The sequence below is a fragment of the Maribacter arenosus genome, from assembly GCF_014610845.1.
In the GTDB taxonomy this organism is placed as follows: domain Bacteria; phylum Bacteroidota; class Bacteroidia; order Flavobacteriales; family Flavobacteriaceae; genus Maribacter_A; species Maribacter_A arenosus.
In genome coordinates this window covers 36,531-52,080 of sequence record NZ_JABTCG010000005.1, presented here as the reverse complement: position 1 = coordinate 52,080, position 15,550 = coordinate 36,531, and the positions used below count along the sequence as shown (strand labels likewise).

General features: G+C 39.1%; 14 protein-coding genes. 5 read left to right on the top strand and 9 right to left on the bottom strand.

Translation table 11 applies throughout. The annotated features are described in order from the left end of the window. Positions 1 to 6: 6 nt before the first annotated feature. The gene (locus HPE63_RS13910) at positions 7 to 3,036 is read right to left on the bottom strand and encodes an aminotransferase class III-fold pyridoxal phosphate-dependent enzyme (RefSeq protein WP_188314905.1); all 3,030 of its coding nucleotides are present in this window, start codon (positions 3,034 to 3,036) and stop codon (positions 7 to 9) included. A 172-nt stretch (positions 3,037 to 3,208) separates the two neighbouring features. Here HPE63_RS13910 and HPE63_RS13905 point away from each other — a divergent pair, with 172 nt between their 5' ends. From HPE63_RS13905 to HPE63_RS13890, 4 genes are all read left to right on the top strand, one after another. Then, positions 3,209 to 3,850, top strand: a complete 642-nt coding sequence (locus tag HPE63_RS13905) for a Crp/Fnr family transcriptional regulator (RefSeq protein WP_188314904.1) — start codon at positions 3,209 to 3,211, stop codon at positions 3,848 to 3,850. 271 nt (positions 3,851 to 4,121) lie between these two features. After that, the gene (locus HPE63_RS13900; RefSeq protein ID WP_188314903.1) at positions 4,122 to 4,463 is read left to right on the top strand and encodes a rhodanese-like domain-containing protein; all 342 of its coding nucleotides are present in this window, start codon (positions 4,122 to 4,124) and stop codon (positions 4,461 to 4,463) included. Positions 4,464 to 4,534: 71 nt separating this feature from the next. Continuing rightward, positions 4,535 to 4,807: a heavy-metal-associated domain-containing protein gene (locus tag HPE63_RS13895; RefSeq protein WP_188314902.1), complete on the top strand. Its 273-nt coding sequence runs from the start codon at positions 4,535 to 4,537 to the stop codon at positions 4,805 to 4,807. Beyond that, on the top strand, positions 4,804 to 5,832 hold the full coding sequence (locus tag HPE63_RS13890) for a c-type heme family protein (protein ID WP_188314901.1): 1,029 nt from the start codon (positions 4,804 to 4,806) through the stop codon (positions 5,830 to 5,832). The genes HPE63_RS13895 and HPE63_RS13890 overlap by 4 nt, the downstream gene beginning before the upstream one ends. Positions 5,833 to 5,920: 88 nt before the next feature. Here HPE63_RS13890 and HPE63_RS13885 read toward each other — a convergent pair whose 3' ends face one another. From HPE63_RS13885 to HPE63_RS13875, 3 genes are all read right to left on the bottom strand, one after another. Then, positions 5,921 to 6,796: a sterol desaturase family protein gene (locus tag HPE63_RS13885; RefSeq protein WP_188314900.1), complete on the bottom strand. Its 876-nt coding sequence runs from the start codon at positions 6,794 to 6,796 to the stop codon at positions 5,921 to 5,923. 202 nt (positions 6,797 to 6,998) lie between these two features. After that, complete coding sequence (locus HPE63_RS13880; RefSeq protein WP_188314899.1) at positions 6,999 to 7,481, bottom strand: monoheme cytochrome C; 483 nt, start codon at positions 7,479 to 7,481, stop codon at positions 6,999 to 7,001. Beyond that, entirely contained in the window at positions 7,482 to 8,702 is a 1,221-nt protein-coding gene (locus HPE63_RS13875) for a sulfite oxidase (RefSeq protein ID WP_188314898.1), read from the bottom strand. It abuts the gene before it with no gap. Between the two features lie 366 nt (positions 8,703 to 9,068). On the opposite strand from HPE63_RS13875, the gene HPE63_RS13870 reads away from it, so the two are divergent. Then, positions 9,069 to 9,773, top strand: coding sequence for a FeoB-associated Cys-rich membrane protein (locus tag HPE63_RS13870; protein ID WP_188314897.1), 705 nt, complete (start codon positions 9,069 to 9,071; stop codon positions 9,771 to 9,773). Here the strand turns inward: HPE63_RS13870 and hypE are convergent. The 5 genes from hypE to cybH all read right to left on the bottom strand — a co-directional run bounded on the left by hypE (position 9,770) and on the right by cybH (position 15,545). After that, on the bottom strand, positions 9,770 to 10,795 hold the full coding sequence (hypE, locus tag HPE63_RS13865; RefSeq protein ID WP_188314896.1) for a hydrogenase expression/formation protein HypE: 1,026 nt from the start codon (positions 10,793 to 10,795) through the stop codon (positions 9,770 to 9,772). The two genes, HPE63_RS13870 and hypE, sit on opposite strands and share 4 nt — an antisense overlap. A 3-nt stretch (positions 10,796 to 10,798) precedes the next feature. Further along, the gene (hypD, locus tag HPE63_RS13860) at positions 10,799 to 11,893 is read right to left on the bottom strand and encodes a hydrogenase formation protein HypD (RefSeq protein WP_188314895.1); all 1,095 of its coding nucleotides are present in this window, start codon (positions 11,891 to 11,893) and stop codon (positions 10,799 to 10,801) included. 3 nt (positions 11,894 to 11,896) lie between these two features. Continuing rightward, on the bottom strand, positions 11,897 to 14,158 hold the full coding sequence (gene hypF, locus HPE63_RS13855; RefSeq protein ID WP_188314894.1) for a carbamoyltransferase HypF: 2,262 nt from the start codon (positions 14,156 to 14,158) through the stop codon (positions 11,897 to 11,899). Positions 14,159 to 14,189: 31 nt separating this feature from the next. After that, the gene (locus HPE63_RS13850) at positions 14,190 to 14,723 is read right to left on the bottom strand and encodes a hydrogenase maturation protease (protein ID WP_188314893.1); all 534 of its coding nucleotides are present in this window, start codon (positions 14,721 to 14,723) and stop codon (positions 14,190 to 14,192) included. Positions 14,724 to 14,798: 75 nt separating this feature from the next. Further along, entirely contained in the window at positions 14,799 to 15,545 is a 747-nt protein-coding gene (cybH, locus tag HPE63_RS13845) for a Ni/Fe-hydrogenase, b-type cytochrome subunit (protein WP_188314892.1), read from the bottom strand. Positions 15,546 to 15,550 lie beyond the last annotated feature (5 nt).

Genomic DNA, 15,550 nt, shown 5'->3' with positions numbered 1-15,550 from the left:
GATACTTCAAATCTTCATAAAATCCTCTTTTAGAATCTTTTCAAGATAGTATAACAATTCCGTGGCATTCCCTTTTGTGAAAACCAGGGGAGGTTTTATTTTCAAGACATTGTGATAAGGGCCATCGGTACTCATTAAAATACCATAATCTTTCATGCGATTTGCCAAATAATCGGTCTGTGCTGCAAGGGGTTTTAAAGTGGCATCTACCAATTCAATACCTAAAAAAAGACCCTCGCCACGTACATCACCAAGTATTGGAAATTTGGTGGCCAATCCCTTCAATTCGGTTTTAAGATAGTTTCCCACTTCCAAGGCATTTCTTTGCAAACCTTCTTCCTTGACCACCCTTAGTACCTCGGTACCAATGGCACAGGAAACTGGGTTGCCGCCAAACGTATTGAAATACTCCATGCCATTGGCAAATTTTTCTGCCACCTCCGGGGTACAGGCCACGGCTGCCAACGGATGCCCGTTACCTAAGGGTTTGCCGACGGTGACAATGTCCGGAATCACATTGTGCAATTGAAAACCCCAAAAGGTTTTGCCCATTCTTCCGCAACCAACCTGTACCTCGTCTGAAATACACAAACCCCCTGCGCGACGAATATTCTGATACGCCTGTTTTAAAAATCCCTTGGGAAGCTCGATCTGTCCACCACAACTTATAATAGGCTCTACAATCAGTGCTCCAACACCCCGACCTTTTTTATGCACTTCATCTATTTGTTTTTGTACTTCCCGGGCATATAACAGTCCTGTATTTTCGCCCCTGTATTTACCGCGAAATGCATCTGGTAAGGGAAAAATATGTGTATGATCAGGAGCACCTTGCCCTCCTTTGCCATCAAATTTATAAGAACTTATATCAATGCACATGTTCGTATTGCCATGATAGCCTACTTCCGAAGCAATAATATCCCTTTCACCCGTAACGGCCTTTACCATGCGAATCGCCAATTCATTGGCTTCGCTGCCTGAATTGACAAAATGTAAAACGCTCAATTCTTTGGGCAAGGTGTCTAATAGTTCTTGAGCCAATGCATTGATGTTTTCATGCAGATAGCGCGAATTGGTATTCAATAAGGCCATTTGCTGTTGCCCAGCTTTGACGACCCTAGGGTGTTCATGGCCTACATGGGCCACATTGTTCACAGTATCCAAATAACGTCGACCGAACTGATCGATCAAATATGGGCCGTCGCCACGAACCATTTTTATAGGCTCTTTGTATTGTAAGCTTAAACTTCTTCCAAGATGCTTTTTGCGAAATGCAACAAGTTCATTATTCGTTTGGTATGAAGTGGTATTCAACCCCTTGGATTTAAACAGCAAATTGGGATTAGGACAAATACTTTTCCAGACCTCTTTTTGAGCGTTATAGGTAACCCCAGGAAAATCATCGGCGTAATCGAGCAAGGATAACAATACCTGAAAATGGAGGTGGGGGGCCCAATTGCCGTTCTCAGGATAATGGCCCAAAACACCAATGTGTTCATTGGCTTTCAATTTGTCCCCAATTTTATGTGCGGTGGCACTGGCTACCGATAAATGTCCATACAGCGTATAGAAAACCAAGTCATTCGACTTATGTTTTAAAACAACCAAACCTCCGTATTCTTTATCACCAACATCGTTGGTGGCAATCACAACTTCACCCTCTAAAAAAGCGTGGACAGGTGTGTTCGCGGGTAGCCAATAGTCAATACCTAAATGTACCGTACGGCTTTCCTTACCATAATTCCCAATTTTGTCGTATGCTGATGAGGTATATAGCGATCTTGGTTCCAAGTAGCCCCCAGCTATGATTTTTGAAGGATGTTTTTTTTGAAGTTGTCCGATCTTAAATTGAAACAAATCCAGGTCATTGAATTCGCTTTGATGCCCGATCCATGGGCTCGAGACACTTAAATCCAAGCAGTATACCGAATTGGTGTCGATAGATGGAAACAAGTTGGGCAGGGTAAAATTGCTATTCTTGGCCCATTCCTTAAATTTATGTTCCTTGGGATGGGCACTAAATCCACAGATATTCCGAAAGCTATACTCGGCAAAATCAGGGCTTAAGTTTCGCCATTTTTCAAGCAATTCCCAAGCTGGTTTTTCACTGATCAGGAGATAGTCATTATCAGGTTCCTTTATCTTGTTCAACTTCGATTTGGTCACCGAGATGACCAAACGCATGGCGACGGCCCAGTAGAGATACTTCAATTCTTCCTCTTGCAAGGGAAAGCTGTTATGATACCCATTAACGATTGATAAGGCTGCCTGTAAAGGATCATTCTGGTGCATAATGCCATAGGCACAGGTGATGGCCAAATCATTGATGATTTGGGTATGGATGGCATCGCCATAATCGATGGCTGCAATAACCCTGGGATGTATTGGGGATTCAGAAACGATAACATTATTGTCGTTCGCATCATTGTGAACAACCGATTTTCTAAGTTGGCTATAGCCCTCCAGTATGCTTTCGAATTCGTTTAGAAAATAGGTAATGATTTCCCTCTTATCCGCCTCAAAGAGATGTACATGCTTCTTGGTCCAAAAACTTTGGGCTATGTCCCAATCAAATTCACGTGATGCCATAGGATGTTCAAATCCTAACAAAGCCGTAGTCAATTTACCACATTCTTCCCCTAGGCTGGTCCGTAACCCATCTAAGTGCGGATTGACAGAACTCCAAATTCTTCCGGGAATCCAGGTCAGTAACCTTACTTTGCGATGGTATCCCTGTTCATCAACAACACTGGAAATTGTTTTGCCATGGGTATCAAGGATAACTTCGGGGGAAACAATATCGGTATGCTGGGCTTCGATATGCTGGAGTAGTTTTTGTTGAAACTCCAGGTAGGCCACGTTTACGTTCGGCCTGGAAACCTTTAAGACAAAACATTGCCCATGTTTGTGAATGATTTTAAAGTTAAAATCCAATTCCCCTGCCAATGCAATTGCTTTTCCTTCAATGTTGAAGAGGTCAAATGCCAAATCCTCGGCTTTTTCAAGGGATAATTTTATTTGGGTGTATTCGGTCATTTTCTACACGTATACCTATCTTCCAAAAACAAGGCTATTCTGGCTCTGAAATTAAAGTTTGGTCTAAAAATAAGTTAATTTGAAAAGTATTCCCCATATTCATTTCCAAATTAAATTATGAAGACTATTTTTGACGTGGCTGAAATTAAAATTGAACCTCTACATAATCGGTATGATCAAAGAACTACAGGAAAATTACGGGCATATTTTTGAGGAGGAACTGATAAATGAAATAAATCAAACAGGCACATATAGGGAAATTCATGAAGCACATAAACTAATGGAAATAGGCGATTATGTGAAATCTATGCCTTTATTGATTTCCGGTGTTATCAAGGTACTTCGCGAAGATGACGATGGCGATGAATTATTATTGTACTTTTTAGAACATGGTGATACCTGTGCAATGACACTGACTTGCTGCATGGGGCATACCAAAAGTGAGATTCGAGCCATTGCCGAAACGAATGCCAAATTGATCATGGTTCCCATTCAGAAAATGGAGGAATGGCTGGCCAAGTATACCAGTTGGCGGAATTTTGTGCTGCAAAGCTACCATAACAGATTGAATGAAATGCTCGAGACCATCGATAGCATAGCTTTTTTAAAGATGGATGACCGTCTTTTGAAGTATTTAAAGGATAAAGCAAGGGTCACCAACGATAACACGATTAGTACGACCCACCAACAAATCGCTTATGAGCTTCATACTTCTAGGGTAGTGATTTCAAGATTGCTAAAAAAACTTGAAAACCTGGGAGAAATTGAACTCAATAGAAATCAAATAAGATTGGTGAACCTAAAGGATAAATAGGCTTTACCCTCTAGTCTACTTTATGGAGAAATCACTTTAAATGGATTAGGCTGATATTTATCAGTTTCTATATTTCATGTTGTTACGAACTTTGTAACCAATGTTACTTCATAGGCCAAGTAACGATTATACTTTTATACCCTTAAGATTTCGTCTTAAGGAGAGTAAGTGGGATTCTTTAACTGGAGTTATTTGACAATATGGACAATTATAAATCTAATTCCTTATTTCAAAATCTAAAAAGTACAGAAACAAATAATAAAAAGAATATATGTCAATTTTAAGTTTGCTATTTGGCGGAAGTCCCCTTGATCCCGATAAATTTAAATTACTTGATACTCATGACTTCAAAACGGCCATTCGTAATAAAAAGGTGCAGTTGGTAGATGTCAGAACCCCAAGGGAATATAGAGCAGGACATATTGGAAAAGCCATTAATATTGATTGGTTTCAAAAGGGAACTTTTGAACAGTCTTTTGCCAGATTGAACAAAAGTAAGCCTGTTTACCTGTATTGCAGATCGGGGAGTAGAAGTAGAAAGGCTGCACGCAAAATATTGGATATGGGTTTTGAAAAGGTTTACGACCTAAAAGGGGGATATATGCGTTGGTAAAATACCATTGGTGTTTATAGAACTATTTTAAAAAGTGGGTTGAAATATTGATCCGAACAAAGAATAATATAATGAAGGCAACAATCATAGTACAGAACTTAAAATGTGGCGGTTGCGCCAGAACAATTACGAATAAATTATCTGAAATGGATAATATTTCAGAGGTACAGGTATTCCCAAATACTTCAAGTGTATCCTTTGCTTATGAGGAGCCCGATGATGCTTTAAAAGTTAAGCATAAGCTTAAGGATTTAGGTTACCCCTCCGTGGATAGTAAAAATACTATTGCATCCAAAGCGAAATCCATTGTTAGTTGTGCTACTGGTAAAATGGCCAAAAAATGAAAGGAATCTACATTTTAGTCCTTTTATGGATAGTTGCTGGTTGTAAGGATGGCACAAAAAATGCGGCATCCATAGCGGATAAAACTACCGAATCCACTGTCGCAACTTTAGAGCATCCCGGAAAGAAAATAATGGAAACCGAGTGTTATGTATGCCATACCCCTTATACTCCAGAAGATAGTAGGATCGCTCCACCCATGATCGCGATAAAACGAAGATATATCGATACAGAAACTACCAAAGAACAGTTTCAAAATGATCTGATCAATTGGATCAATGCACCTTCAGTGGAAAAGTCAAAAATGCCAGGCGCTCTAGAAAGATTTGGTATCATGCCTTACCAACCTTTCCCTGAGGAAGAGATTAAATTGATCGCGGAATATCTTTATGACCATGAAATCGAAAAACCCGAATGGTTTGAGTCCCATTATCAACAAGAGCACGGTCAAGGTCAAGGCATGGGAAGAGGCATGGGCATGGGAAGAGGTATGGGCATGGGAAGAGGTATGGGAAACCGTATGGGACAAAACGAAACCGCAACCGATTATAGCGCTCTAGGTTTAAAATATGCACTATCTACAAAGGCCCAGTTAGGCAAAAATTTAATGAATGCCATTAACCAAAAAGGTACCGTAGGCGCAGTCGGGTTTTGTAACCTTAGGGCCATTGAGTTGACCGATAGCATGGCTATTGCCCATAAGGTTAGAATAAAAAGGGTTTCGGACAAACCAAGAAATCCTGACAACAAGGCCAATGCAAAGGAACTTGCTTATATCTCGACATTTAAGGAGCTTGTTGAAAGAGGGCCGGATATAGACCCAATAACCGAAGAGATCAATGGGCAAATACATTTTTATTATCCTATTACTACCAATACAATGTGCTTGCAATGCCATGGCAAACCTAATGAGGAGGTAACTACAGAAACTTTACGAATGTTAAAAAGCCTGTATCCTAAGGACCAGGCTTTGGGTTATGACGTCAATCAAGTAAGGGGTATATGGAGCATTGTTCTTGAGCAATAGTCAAGCAGGTTCAAATTCAAATAACCCCCCACTTTAATCCAGATTTCGAAGATTTGCTATTCAGCCTTTTTTCAAAACCCATCATCATTTACTTTTTTGGTTTCCCAAATCCATAAATATTTTGATGGAAGAAATCCTGCGGAAAGGTTTCATCCCCTGGGAATCCTAATTCAACCGTACCACTATCCTCCGGAATATAATTCGTTTTAAAAATATAATCCCAAAGACTTAGACTTATACCAAAATTTACGCCGTAGGATCCTTCTGGCAGTACATAGGCATGGTGATATAAATGCATAACGGGGTTATTGAAAATATATTTAAAGGGCCCCCAGGTTATCTTGATGTTGGCATGGTTTAAATGCCCTATTGAAATGGCCAAGAAATGAACGATATAGGCCTGCTCGGGTTCAAAGCCACCAATAACCATTACCCCTAAGGTTTTTAAAGGTTTATAGATTATATTTTCCATCCAATGGTAGCGCAAATGCGCCGCAAATCCCATTTCCTTTACGGAATGGTGGACCTTATGGAATTTCCATAAAAATGGATATTTGTGCAGCAGTACATGGGTAAACCACTGTACAAAATCCAATATAATGAAGAAAATCAGTAATTGTCCCCACATGGGTAAGCTGGTAAGATCGATTAGAGTTAGGCTCTTTGCTGAAATCCCGATATCATTGAAGATTAACCCCAAAAATTTATAAAAACCACTTATGGCGATGGCGAAGAGAAAGAAGTTGAAGTACATATAAAAGGCATCTAACCAAAAATCCCTTCGAAAGATAGATTGGTTCTTGCGCCAAGGAAAGGCGATTTCCAATCCCCAGACTATCAATGAAATAAGGGTAAGTCCCCAAAAATAATTGGTGTACCAGGGCACATCAAAGATTATGGACTTCCAGGTCCATTCAACACTCCCCATAAATGAGTTTACAAAGGCATCTACATATTTTTCCATAACATTTTTATTATTAGTATACTATTTTAATTGATAATCGTAATTCTTTAAAATGATATTCTACTTAGGGAATATCTTATTTCTATCTATTTATAACTGTTGTCCTTTCTCAAAGTCCTTTTTGATAAGGACACTTTATTTCAACATTTTATTCATTTTAGTACAAAAGTCCGAATACTGAAAAGGTTTACAATTGACGCTCCTATTTCAAGACGTACCATTCAATATCCTTTAAAATCTCCCTTCTCCCTTTTTTAGAGGGAGGATAATTGGTAACCAGATAATTGACAATAACCTCTTCGTTTGGACCTAAGTCCCACAAATTCTGTGTTTCTTGCATCCATCGTATTGTCGATACCCACCGTTCTTTATTCATGCGATTTTGGGTCACCAACTTTGCGGAATGGCAATTAGTGCAATTGTTGACTACGGTCATCAATCCTTCTGCATCGACCAACCCCGTACGTAGATGAATCCCATTTTCTATCTTGTCAAAGTCTTCTTCATCCGTAACAGCAACGTATTGCTTTTCTTCGCCTACATTTAGATCTGCCTTTTTAAAAAGGTCAGGGTTGTACATAATGAATAATAGGGTAAAAACCATCACTGCAAATAACCCGAAAAGGCTAAGTAGCAAACGGTATATGGCTTTTACCAGTAGTCTGAACTTTTTGTGATCCTCCATCTATATGACCTTTATCGCGATTCTATGGCAAGCATTGTTCAGGTAACCTTTTGGATTCCAACCGGGTAACAACATGGGTTGACTATTCCCCCTAGTATCGGTAGCCTTTGCCCAAACTTCGTAATATCCTTTTTTGGGAAAGTCCACACTAGCCCTAAAATGTTGCCAGGCTAATCGATTCGCTGGTTTATCAAGCGTACATTCCCTCCAAGTAGACCCAAAATCAATGGAGTATTCCATTTTGGACACTTCCAATTCGCCTGCCCAGGCATGGCCCCTAATATCCAAGGTTTTTCCTGTGGATATTGTAGCACCTGTTTTAGGATAGGTGATAAGTGATTTTAAGGGCATGGATTCAATGATACACATGTCCTCGTCCTTAACCTTTTCGCCAGGAGCGACGGGATTACAGGGCACACGATAGGCATCCCCTGTCATTTTAGTGCCATCATGGACTACATTTCGAACACTAATGCGATTGATCCATTTTCCCGAGACCGAAGCGGGCCATCCACCTGCAACCAACCGTAATGGATAACCATGTGCCAAAGGAATATCTTTACCATTCATTTGAAAAGCGATCAAGGTTTCATCCTGTAACGCTTTTTGCATAGGGGCACCTCGTGAAATAGGTTCTTTATTGGGATCTCGGCTTAAATGTACATCTGTGGCATGATACCCAATGTAAACGGCATCTTCCTTAACACCAACATCTGCGAGGATGTCGCGCAATCGCACGCCGGTCCAATTGGCGCAGGAAACCGCGCCGACGGTCCATTGGTTTCCTTTGGCAGGAGGGTCAAATTCACTTCTACCATTTCCGCCACATTCCAAGGTCAATTGATAAGTGTACTGGGGGAATTTTGATTTTAATTCCGATAATGAGTAGGTTTTTTTCTGCTTTACCGACTCTCCATCAATGGTCAAAGTCCATGTACTTGCATCGATATTCTCAGGGATTAATCCGTTGTTACGAATGAACATCGATGAATTTGGGGTAATCTTATCATCCAACAAGTGCGCTTTGGCCTCGATATTCCATGGTTTATCATTAAGAACTTCCATACCCCTATCCTTGTCGAACATCTTAAAAGGATCTGGGTCTTGAAGGCCCAAAGGTATATACCCGTTAGGCAGGGTAGTACCAAAAACTATTTCGGCCCCAATTACCGAGGTCATAGTACCTAAAACCGCTTTTTTAACAAAGTTTCTTCTTTTCATCTGAATGATTGAAATTCATAATTTTCTAAAATAAGTATTTTTTGATTTTGTGGTCTGTAACATAAGTTACATTTAATTCCAAAGATAAATAATAGGCTTTTTTCGTACTATGATTGGAATCATTGTGTGCAATTTAGGTCAGAGGTATAATAAGCTATTATGATAGCATTGTGACATTTAATCCCAGGGAATGTTCCATGGCATGTGTTCGTAATTCCAAACACATACGAACCACTTAAATCGATTATATAGGAACTAATTTCTTAAAAGAATTTTTGTTCCAGTATTTGCTGATTTTTAGCAGTGCTTAACCCCATAATTTTTGTAGTTTTATTTTTAACTACATAGTACATACCGGAAAATAAAATGGATATAACTTTTTCGTTGATCGCGGGTTTAATGGCCTCCATGTTACACGTTATAACAGGACCCGATCATTTGGCTGCCGTTGTACCCTTTGCCATTGAATCTAAAAAAAAGGCCTGGAAAATAGGTCTTTTTTGGGGAATAGGCCACCTCGTAGGAATGCTATCAATAGGAATATTGTTTATGGTTTTCAAGGAATTGATTCCCGTAGATAGTATTTCGGGGTATAGCGAGCAATTGGTGGGTTTGGTATTGATTGGTATTGGTATTTGGGCCATTTATAAAATCTTTAAAAAAGATAAAAATCATAAACATTTACATGTTCATAGTGAAAATTCACCGATAATCCATGCCCATAAACATGAGCATTCCCATGAAAAATCACACCATCATACCCATGACAAAACAATTAAGCAAAGTAATTATGCCTCGTTTTCAATTGGCGCACTTCATGGTCTTGCAGGAATTGCCCATTTTTTACTGTTCCTGCCCGTTTTAGGTTTTGATGAAAGATCTGAAGCGGTCCTATATATAGTAGGTTTTGGTCTGGGTACTTTATTGGCAATGACAGCTTTCGCTTTCGTAATTGGTAAAATATCTTCGTATACAAAAGATGAACACAACGATGTATTTTTTAAGGGTATTCGTCTGGCCGGTGGATTATTTGCGATAGTTATCGGCATATATTGGATGTTCAATACTTAACAAATCCTGGGTAACTGTTCCCCGATCAAGGGACTTACGATTCGTTTTCCACCTATTAAACTCTTCATTACCACTTTTAGGGGATGTTCCTCGGTAACTTCACCTATGCAAACAGCATTTTCACCTTTTTCATGATTTCGCATTGTTTCAACAACCGCATCGGCTACTTCGGCCGCAACAATAGCAATAAAGACACCTTCGTTTGCTACATACATCGGATCTAACCCTAAAATTTCACATGCTGCCGCCACTTGCTTTTCAAGAGGTATGTGATTCTCAACAATGGCAACACCCTTTTCAATATCAGTGGCTATTTCAGATAAAACACTGGCCAGACCTCCTCTGGTGGGATCCCTAAACAAATGTATTTTACTTCCAAATTTGTCCAATAGATCGCTTACCAAGAAATTTACATTGGTCGTATCGCTAACAATGGTCGATTCAAACTCTAGTCCTTCACGTTGCGACATAATGGCCATACCATGCTGCGCGATAAATCCGCTTACAATGATCTTGTCACCTACTTTTATATTGTTCGCCGAGATATTTGCATTCGGATGCACCTCCCCAAACCCAGTGGTGTTGATAAAAATCTTATCTCCCTTTCCACGTTCCACTACCTTGGTATCACCGGTGATTATTATTACCCCACTTGTATCGGCAGCTCTTTTTACCGAATTGACGATCCTGATAAAATCGTTGATTTCCAATCCTTCTTCTACAATAAATGCCAACGAAAGATATTTAGGGATCGCACCGCACATAGCAACATCATTCACTGTCCCGTTTACCGCTAGTTCACCTATGTTTCCACCTTTAAAAAATATGGGGGAAACAACAAAACTGTCCGTAGAAATGGCGAATGGTCTATCGAATTTCACAATGGAACCATCATGCTTTTGATTTAAATAGGGGTTGTTAAACGTTTTGAAGATAATTTTATCCAGTAAATCCCTGGTCATTGTTCCACCACTTCCATGACCTAAATTAATGGTATCAAATCCCAATTTTGTTGCATCCATTCGTTAAGAAGTAATTAAATTATCGGTAAAATGGAAATAGGCTGCACAGGCCCCTTCCGAAGAAACCATTGGGGCACCTAAGGGATTGGAAGGCGTACAGGCCTTACCAAATTGATCACATTGATGAGGTTTTTTTATGCCCCTTAAAATCTCACCCGCTATGCATTTGGAATTTTCGGGGACTTTTATATTGCTAATTTCAAATTTAGCCTCAGCATCATATTTTTTATAAGCTTCCCTGATTACATAGCCACTATGGGGAATTTCACCTATTCCCCGCCATTCCCTGTCCCCAACTTCAAAGACCTTGTTGATCACATCCTTTGCGGCCTTATTGCCGTCTTGTTTTACTACCCTTGCATATTGATTTTCCAGTGTACACCTTCCTTCTTCCAATTGTTTTACGGCCATATAAATTCCCTGTACTAAATCCAAGGGTTCAAATCCGGTCACTACAATAGGTATTCTATACTTTTCGACCAAAGGATAATACTCCTGTATGCCCATAATGGCACAAACATGGCCTGCCCCCAAGAATGCATTTATAGTACAAAATTCATCATCTAAAATTGCTTCCATGGCAGGAGGCACTAATACGTGTGATGCCAAAATTGAATAATTGGTGATTCCTTCTTTTTCGGCATGTAAGACCGATAAGGCATTCGCCGGGGCCGTAGTTTCAAATCCAACCGCAAAGAACACAACCTCTTTATCAGGATTTTCCTTGGCAATAGAGACCGCCTCGATCGGTGAATACAAAATTCTCAAATCTCCACCATTAGCCTTGGCCTCAAGCAAACTTTTTTTACTCCCCGGAACGCGGATCATATCCCCAAAAGAGCATACGATTACATTGTTTTCCAACAGCTCAATGGCTTTATCTATTAAATTCAGTGGGGTAACGCAAACAGGGCAACCTGGCCCATGGATCATTCTTACATGCTCTGGCAATAGTTCCAAAATACCATTCCTAACCAAGCTATGGGTCTGCCCCCCACAAATTTCCATGATATTCCAGTCCTTAGAGGCAATTTTATGAATTTCCTCTAGGTATTTTTTGGTGGCTTCAAAATTTCTGTATTCGCTTAAATACTTCATTTTTCAGTTCTTTAAATGCAGATAATACATGATTTGGCCAAAAGAAATATTTTCATCGTTCGGGGAAAGCTCTTTATGAAAGTACAACTTTATTTCTTTAGGAACCAGTTCAATTAACATATCCACTAAGGTAGTATTTTGAAAAACACCACCACTTAAAGCTATATGCCTATAATTTCTACTTTTGGCCATTGCCATAATTGATAATGCCAACGTATATAAAAAATTAATGATTATTTGTTCTATGGATTCACCCGATTCTTTATCCAAAGAGATTTTATGTATAATTTCCTTTGGCGATATTACATCTTCAATATCGTTTAAATAGCTTTTACAGTCTTTTAGACTATAGTTTATAACCAAATTTTCTAGCAATATGGCGGCTTCGCCCTCATAGGTGTTTATATCGCAAATATTCAAAAGGGAAGCAACAGCATCAAAGAGCCTTCCAACAGAGGAAGTTTTTAATTTATTATGTTTTTGTAGCGCTTGATAGATAGTCCATTCTTCCTTTGAAAACTTCTCGGAAACGGTAGATTGCATTTGAGGCCCCGCCAATGATAATAGGGATAGTCTGGGTTCTTTTGCCATTTTATCGCCGGCCAACCAATCGAAATATTCGAAGTGTGGGATTCGCTCGATCTTTTTTGATCGAAAATCAAAGAATTCCCCTCCCCAAATATGACCATCGTCCCCATAGCCGGTTCCATCCCAAACAACCCCCAAAACAGGATTCGCGCAATCAAAAAGTTCATGTTCTCCTAAAACCGAGGCAAAATGCGCTTTATGGTGTTGAATTTGATATGACTTTACACCAAGCTGTTTTGCCAATTCCATGCCGTATTGTGTGCTTTGGTACAATGGATGTTTATCATATAATATAAGTTCGGGCTTTTGTTCAAAGAGGTCTATGAATTTTATTGCGGTAGTTGTAAATCGATGATACACATCAAAATTATCAAGGTTTCCCAAATATTGACTGATGTACAGAAACTCATTGGGATTATAGGCAATACTGCTTTTTAAATGTGCACCTAGTGCCATTATTTTTTCACCGGAATTCAGGGTTGCATTAAAATAATTTGGGGCATACCCACGAGACCGTCTAAATAAAACCTCCTTATTTTGACGTGTACTGAATTTAACAACGGAATCATCTTGTGGGTGTGAAATTTTTAGACGGTGTTGAAGAAAATAATCAGCAACTTCCTTTAACTTTTCAAGAGCCTCCCCATTTTCACTGATAATGGGCGAACCATGAATATTACCGCTTGTGGCCACAATCGGAATAGCCAGCTCATTGGCCAAAAGTTGCAAAATTCCGGAATAAGGTAACATCACTCCCAATTGATTGAGTCCTGGAGCGACCTTTTGTAATGCGATTTTTCCTTTATATCCCTTCAATGAGATAATGTTGATAGGTCTTTCGGCCGATGTCAAGGATTTCTCTTGAAGCGCATTTACTTGTAACTCATCCTTTAAATGGCCCAATGAAGGATATAAAATTGCGAATGGTTTATTCGGTCTGTTTTTTTTATCCCGTAATTGTTGAACGACTTCTTCATTTTCTGCATTACAGCAAAGTAAATATCCACTTGTATTTTTTATGGCGATTATATATCCCTCTAATAAAAGTGAAGCTATTTTTTTGAATAGAGTTGCTTTCGGAACCACTACTTTTTCGCCCGACTGATCATACAAAAACAGGTCGATACCACAAGTGGCACAGGTATTGGTCTGTGAATGAAAGCGCCGATCCTCCGGATCGGTATATTCATTTAGGCAAGCTTCACACATTTCAAATTCGTCAATACTAGTATGATTTCGCTCGAAAGGAAAGGTATTGGTAATGGCCCATCGGGGTCCACAATTCACGCAAGTGGTAAAAGGATAACCATAACGCCTGTTTTCCGGATCTGAAATTTCAATTGTACAGATATCGCATATAGCAAAATCAGGGGTAAGGGACAGGTTGAGTTGACCGCCTTTTTTAGAAGGATTAATTTTGAATCCATCATAAACCATATCCTCTATTAGAGAAATTTCATGGTCCTTTATTCGGGAAACCGGGGGAGGAAATTGGATTAATTTTTTATAGAATTTAAAAACTGATTCTTCCAATCCCGAAACAAAAATAATAACACCTTCTTCATTATTGGAGACCGTTCCTGTCAGCAAAAACTCTTGGGCCAAACTATGCACAAATGGTCGAAAACCTACACCTTGGACTTGTCCGGAAATAAGAATTTTATAGGTTTTTCGCATCAATTTTTACAGTTTCTAACAAACTTAAAAATTACGATAAATTTAAATGAAGTTTTTCAGATTGCTTCAAGATCTTCTCAATGAGTTTAGGAATAGCATCCCTTACTTTTTGATTCAATTCGATGGTCATTGGGTTGATCTCTTCAATTGATACGGTGAATAAATGAATATCAGGAACCTTATCCATGAGGTAAACAGCTTCAACCATATCTTTAAGCCCAACATCATGGACGCTTAACGCCGATGGAAAATCAGACGCAAATTTTGGTCGAATCAATGAAATGGTTCCAGCAGGTTTACCATCCATGGTTGCATCAACAAAAATAATAGTCGGATAAACTTGAAAACAACTCAAAAGTAAAAAACCGCCTGTACCTCCATCCAAAATATCTATATATTCAGGTAAATCCAATTTAGCCATTTCCTGAATAATATGTACACCGATGCCTTCATCGCCCATGAGATAATTTCCAACTCCCATAACAAGTATACAGTTGGATTTATCCTTTTCGAAGAAGAAGGAATCACTACTAATGGCCACTGGAGTCCTTTCGGGTATTTTCATAAGATCAATTAAAAAATAAATTCATCCAATTCCAAAATTGTATGTCATTGAATGAATTTATTCTAGTCACAAAATTTATTTCGAGGCTACAATTTCATTGTCACCCTTAATTTCTACTTCGTCTTGGGCATGTTTAAGACGTTCATCAGCAACAAATTTATATCCACCGAATATTGAGGAAACTTCACCTCTACCTTCGAGCCAATCATGGTAAAATACCAAATAAACATGAACCATTGAAAAGAATATAAATAGCCACATAACCGTATGGTGAATGTTCCTGACCAAAAAGTCTCCCCCAAAGAATGGAACTACCCAATCGAACATTTTCGGCAACCACCAAGAAGACATATCAGCATACAACCCAAAGCCTGTAATGACCTGTATTATAGCCAAAACAAACATAATTAGATAAGACAGGGTTGCAACACTATTATGTCCGATACTTATTTTGGTTACATCCTCTACTTTCTCATTCATAAGCAAAATATCGATTTTCATCACATGCCCGAAATTATTCCAATTCTTCTTGGTAAAAGGCCAAAATGCTCTCCAACTGGCAAATCTATTCCCCACAAACGCCCAATAGATCCTCAATATCATAACAAAGAAGAACAAATAAGCAGCCGTAAAGTGTATAAACCTAACGATTCCGAAGGTGTGCAGATTTGTTGCCTCTGCGCTGGATAATAACGCGGGTGGATTTGCGATTAAAAACCCGGTTATTATCAACACAAATAAAGCGAGGACATTTAACCAATGAAAGATCCTGACCGGCAATTCCCAGACGTAAACACGTTTAAAATTTCTAGTTTTATCCATGATCT

What these genes read in the sequence shown, in the direction of transcription:
- HPE63_RS13910 (WP_188314905.1), bottom strand. Translation starts at nt 3,036, where the DNA reads ATGACCGAATACACCCAAATAAAATTATCCCTTGAAAAAGCCGAGGAT.
- HPE63_RS13905 (WP_188314904.1), top strand. Translation starts at nt 3,209, where the DNA reads ATGATCAAAGAACTACAGGAAAATTACGGGCATATTTTTGAGGAGGAA.
- HPE63_RS13900 (WP_188314903.1), top strand. Translation starts at nt 4,122, where the DNA reads ATGTCAATTTTAAGTTTGCTATTTGGCGGAAGTCCCCTTGATCCCGAT.
- HPE63_RS13895 (WP_188314902.1), top strand. Translation starts at nt 4,535, where the DNA reads ATGAAGGCAACAATCATAGTACAGAACTTAAAATGTGGCGGTTGCGCC.
- HPE63_RS13890 (WP_188314901.1), top strand. Translation starts at nt 4,804, where the DNA reads ATGAAAGGAATCTACATTTTAGTCCTTTTATGGATAGTTGCTGGTTGT.
- HPE63_RS13885 (WP_188314900.1), bottom strand. Translation starts at nt 6,796, where the DNA reads ATGGAAAAATATGTAGATGCCTTTGTAAACTCATTTATGGGGAGTGTT.
- HPE63_RS13880 (WP_188314899.1), bottom strand. Translation starts at nt 7,481, where the DNA reads ATGGAGGATCACAAAAAGTTCAGACTACTGGTAAAAGCCATATACCGT.
- HPE63_RS13875 (WP_188314898.1), bottom strand. Translation starts at nt 8,702, where the DNA reads ATGAAAAGAAGAAACTTTGTTAAAAAAGCGGTTTTAGGTACTATGACC.
- HPE63_RS13870 (WP_188314897.1), top strand. Translation starts at nt 9,069, where the DNA reads ATGGATATAACTTTTTCGTTGATCGCGGGTTTAATGGCCTCCATGTTA.
- hypE (WP_188314896.1), bottom strand. Translation starts at nt 10,795, where the DNA reads ATGGATGCAACAAAATTGGGATTTGATACCATTAATTTAGGTCATGGA.
- hypD (WP_188314895.1), bottom strand. Translation starts at nt 11,893, where the DNA reads ATGAAGTATTTAAGCGAATACAGAAATTTTGAAGCCACCAAAAAATAC.
- hypF (WP_188314894.1), bottom strand. Translation starts at nt 14,158, where the DNA reads ATGCGAAAAACCTATAAAATTCTTATTTCCGGACAAGTCCAAGGTGTA.
- HPE63_RS13850 (WP_188314893.1), bottom strand. Translation starts at nt 14,723, where the DNA reads ATGAAAATACCCGAAAGGACTCCAGTGGCCATTAGTAGTGATTCCTTC.
- cybH (WP_188314892.1), bottom strand. Translation starts at nt 15,545, where the DNA reads ATGGATAAAACTAGAAATTTTAAACGTGTTTACGTCTGGGAATTGCCG.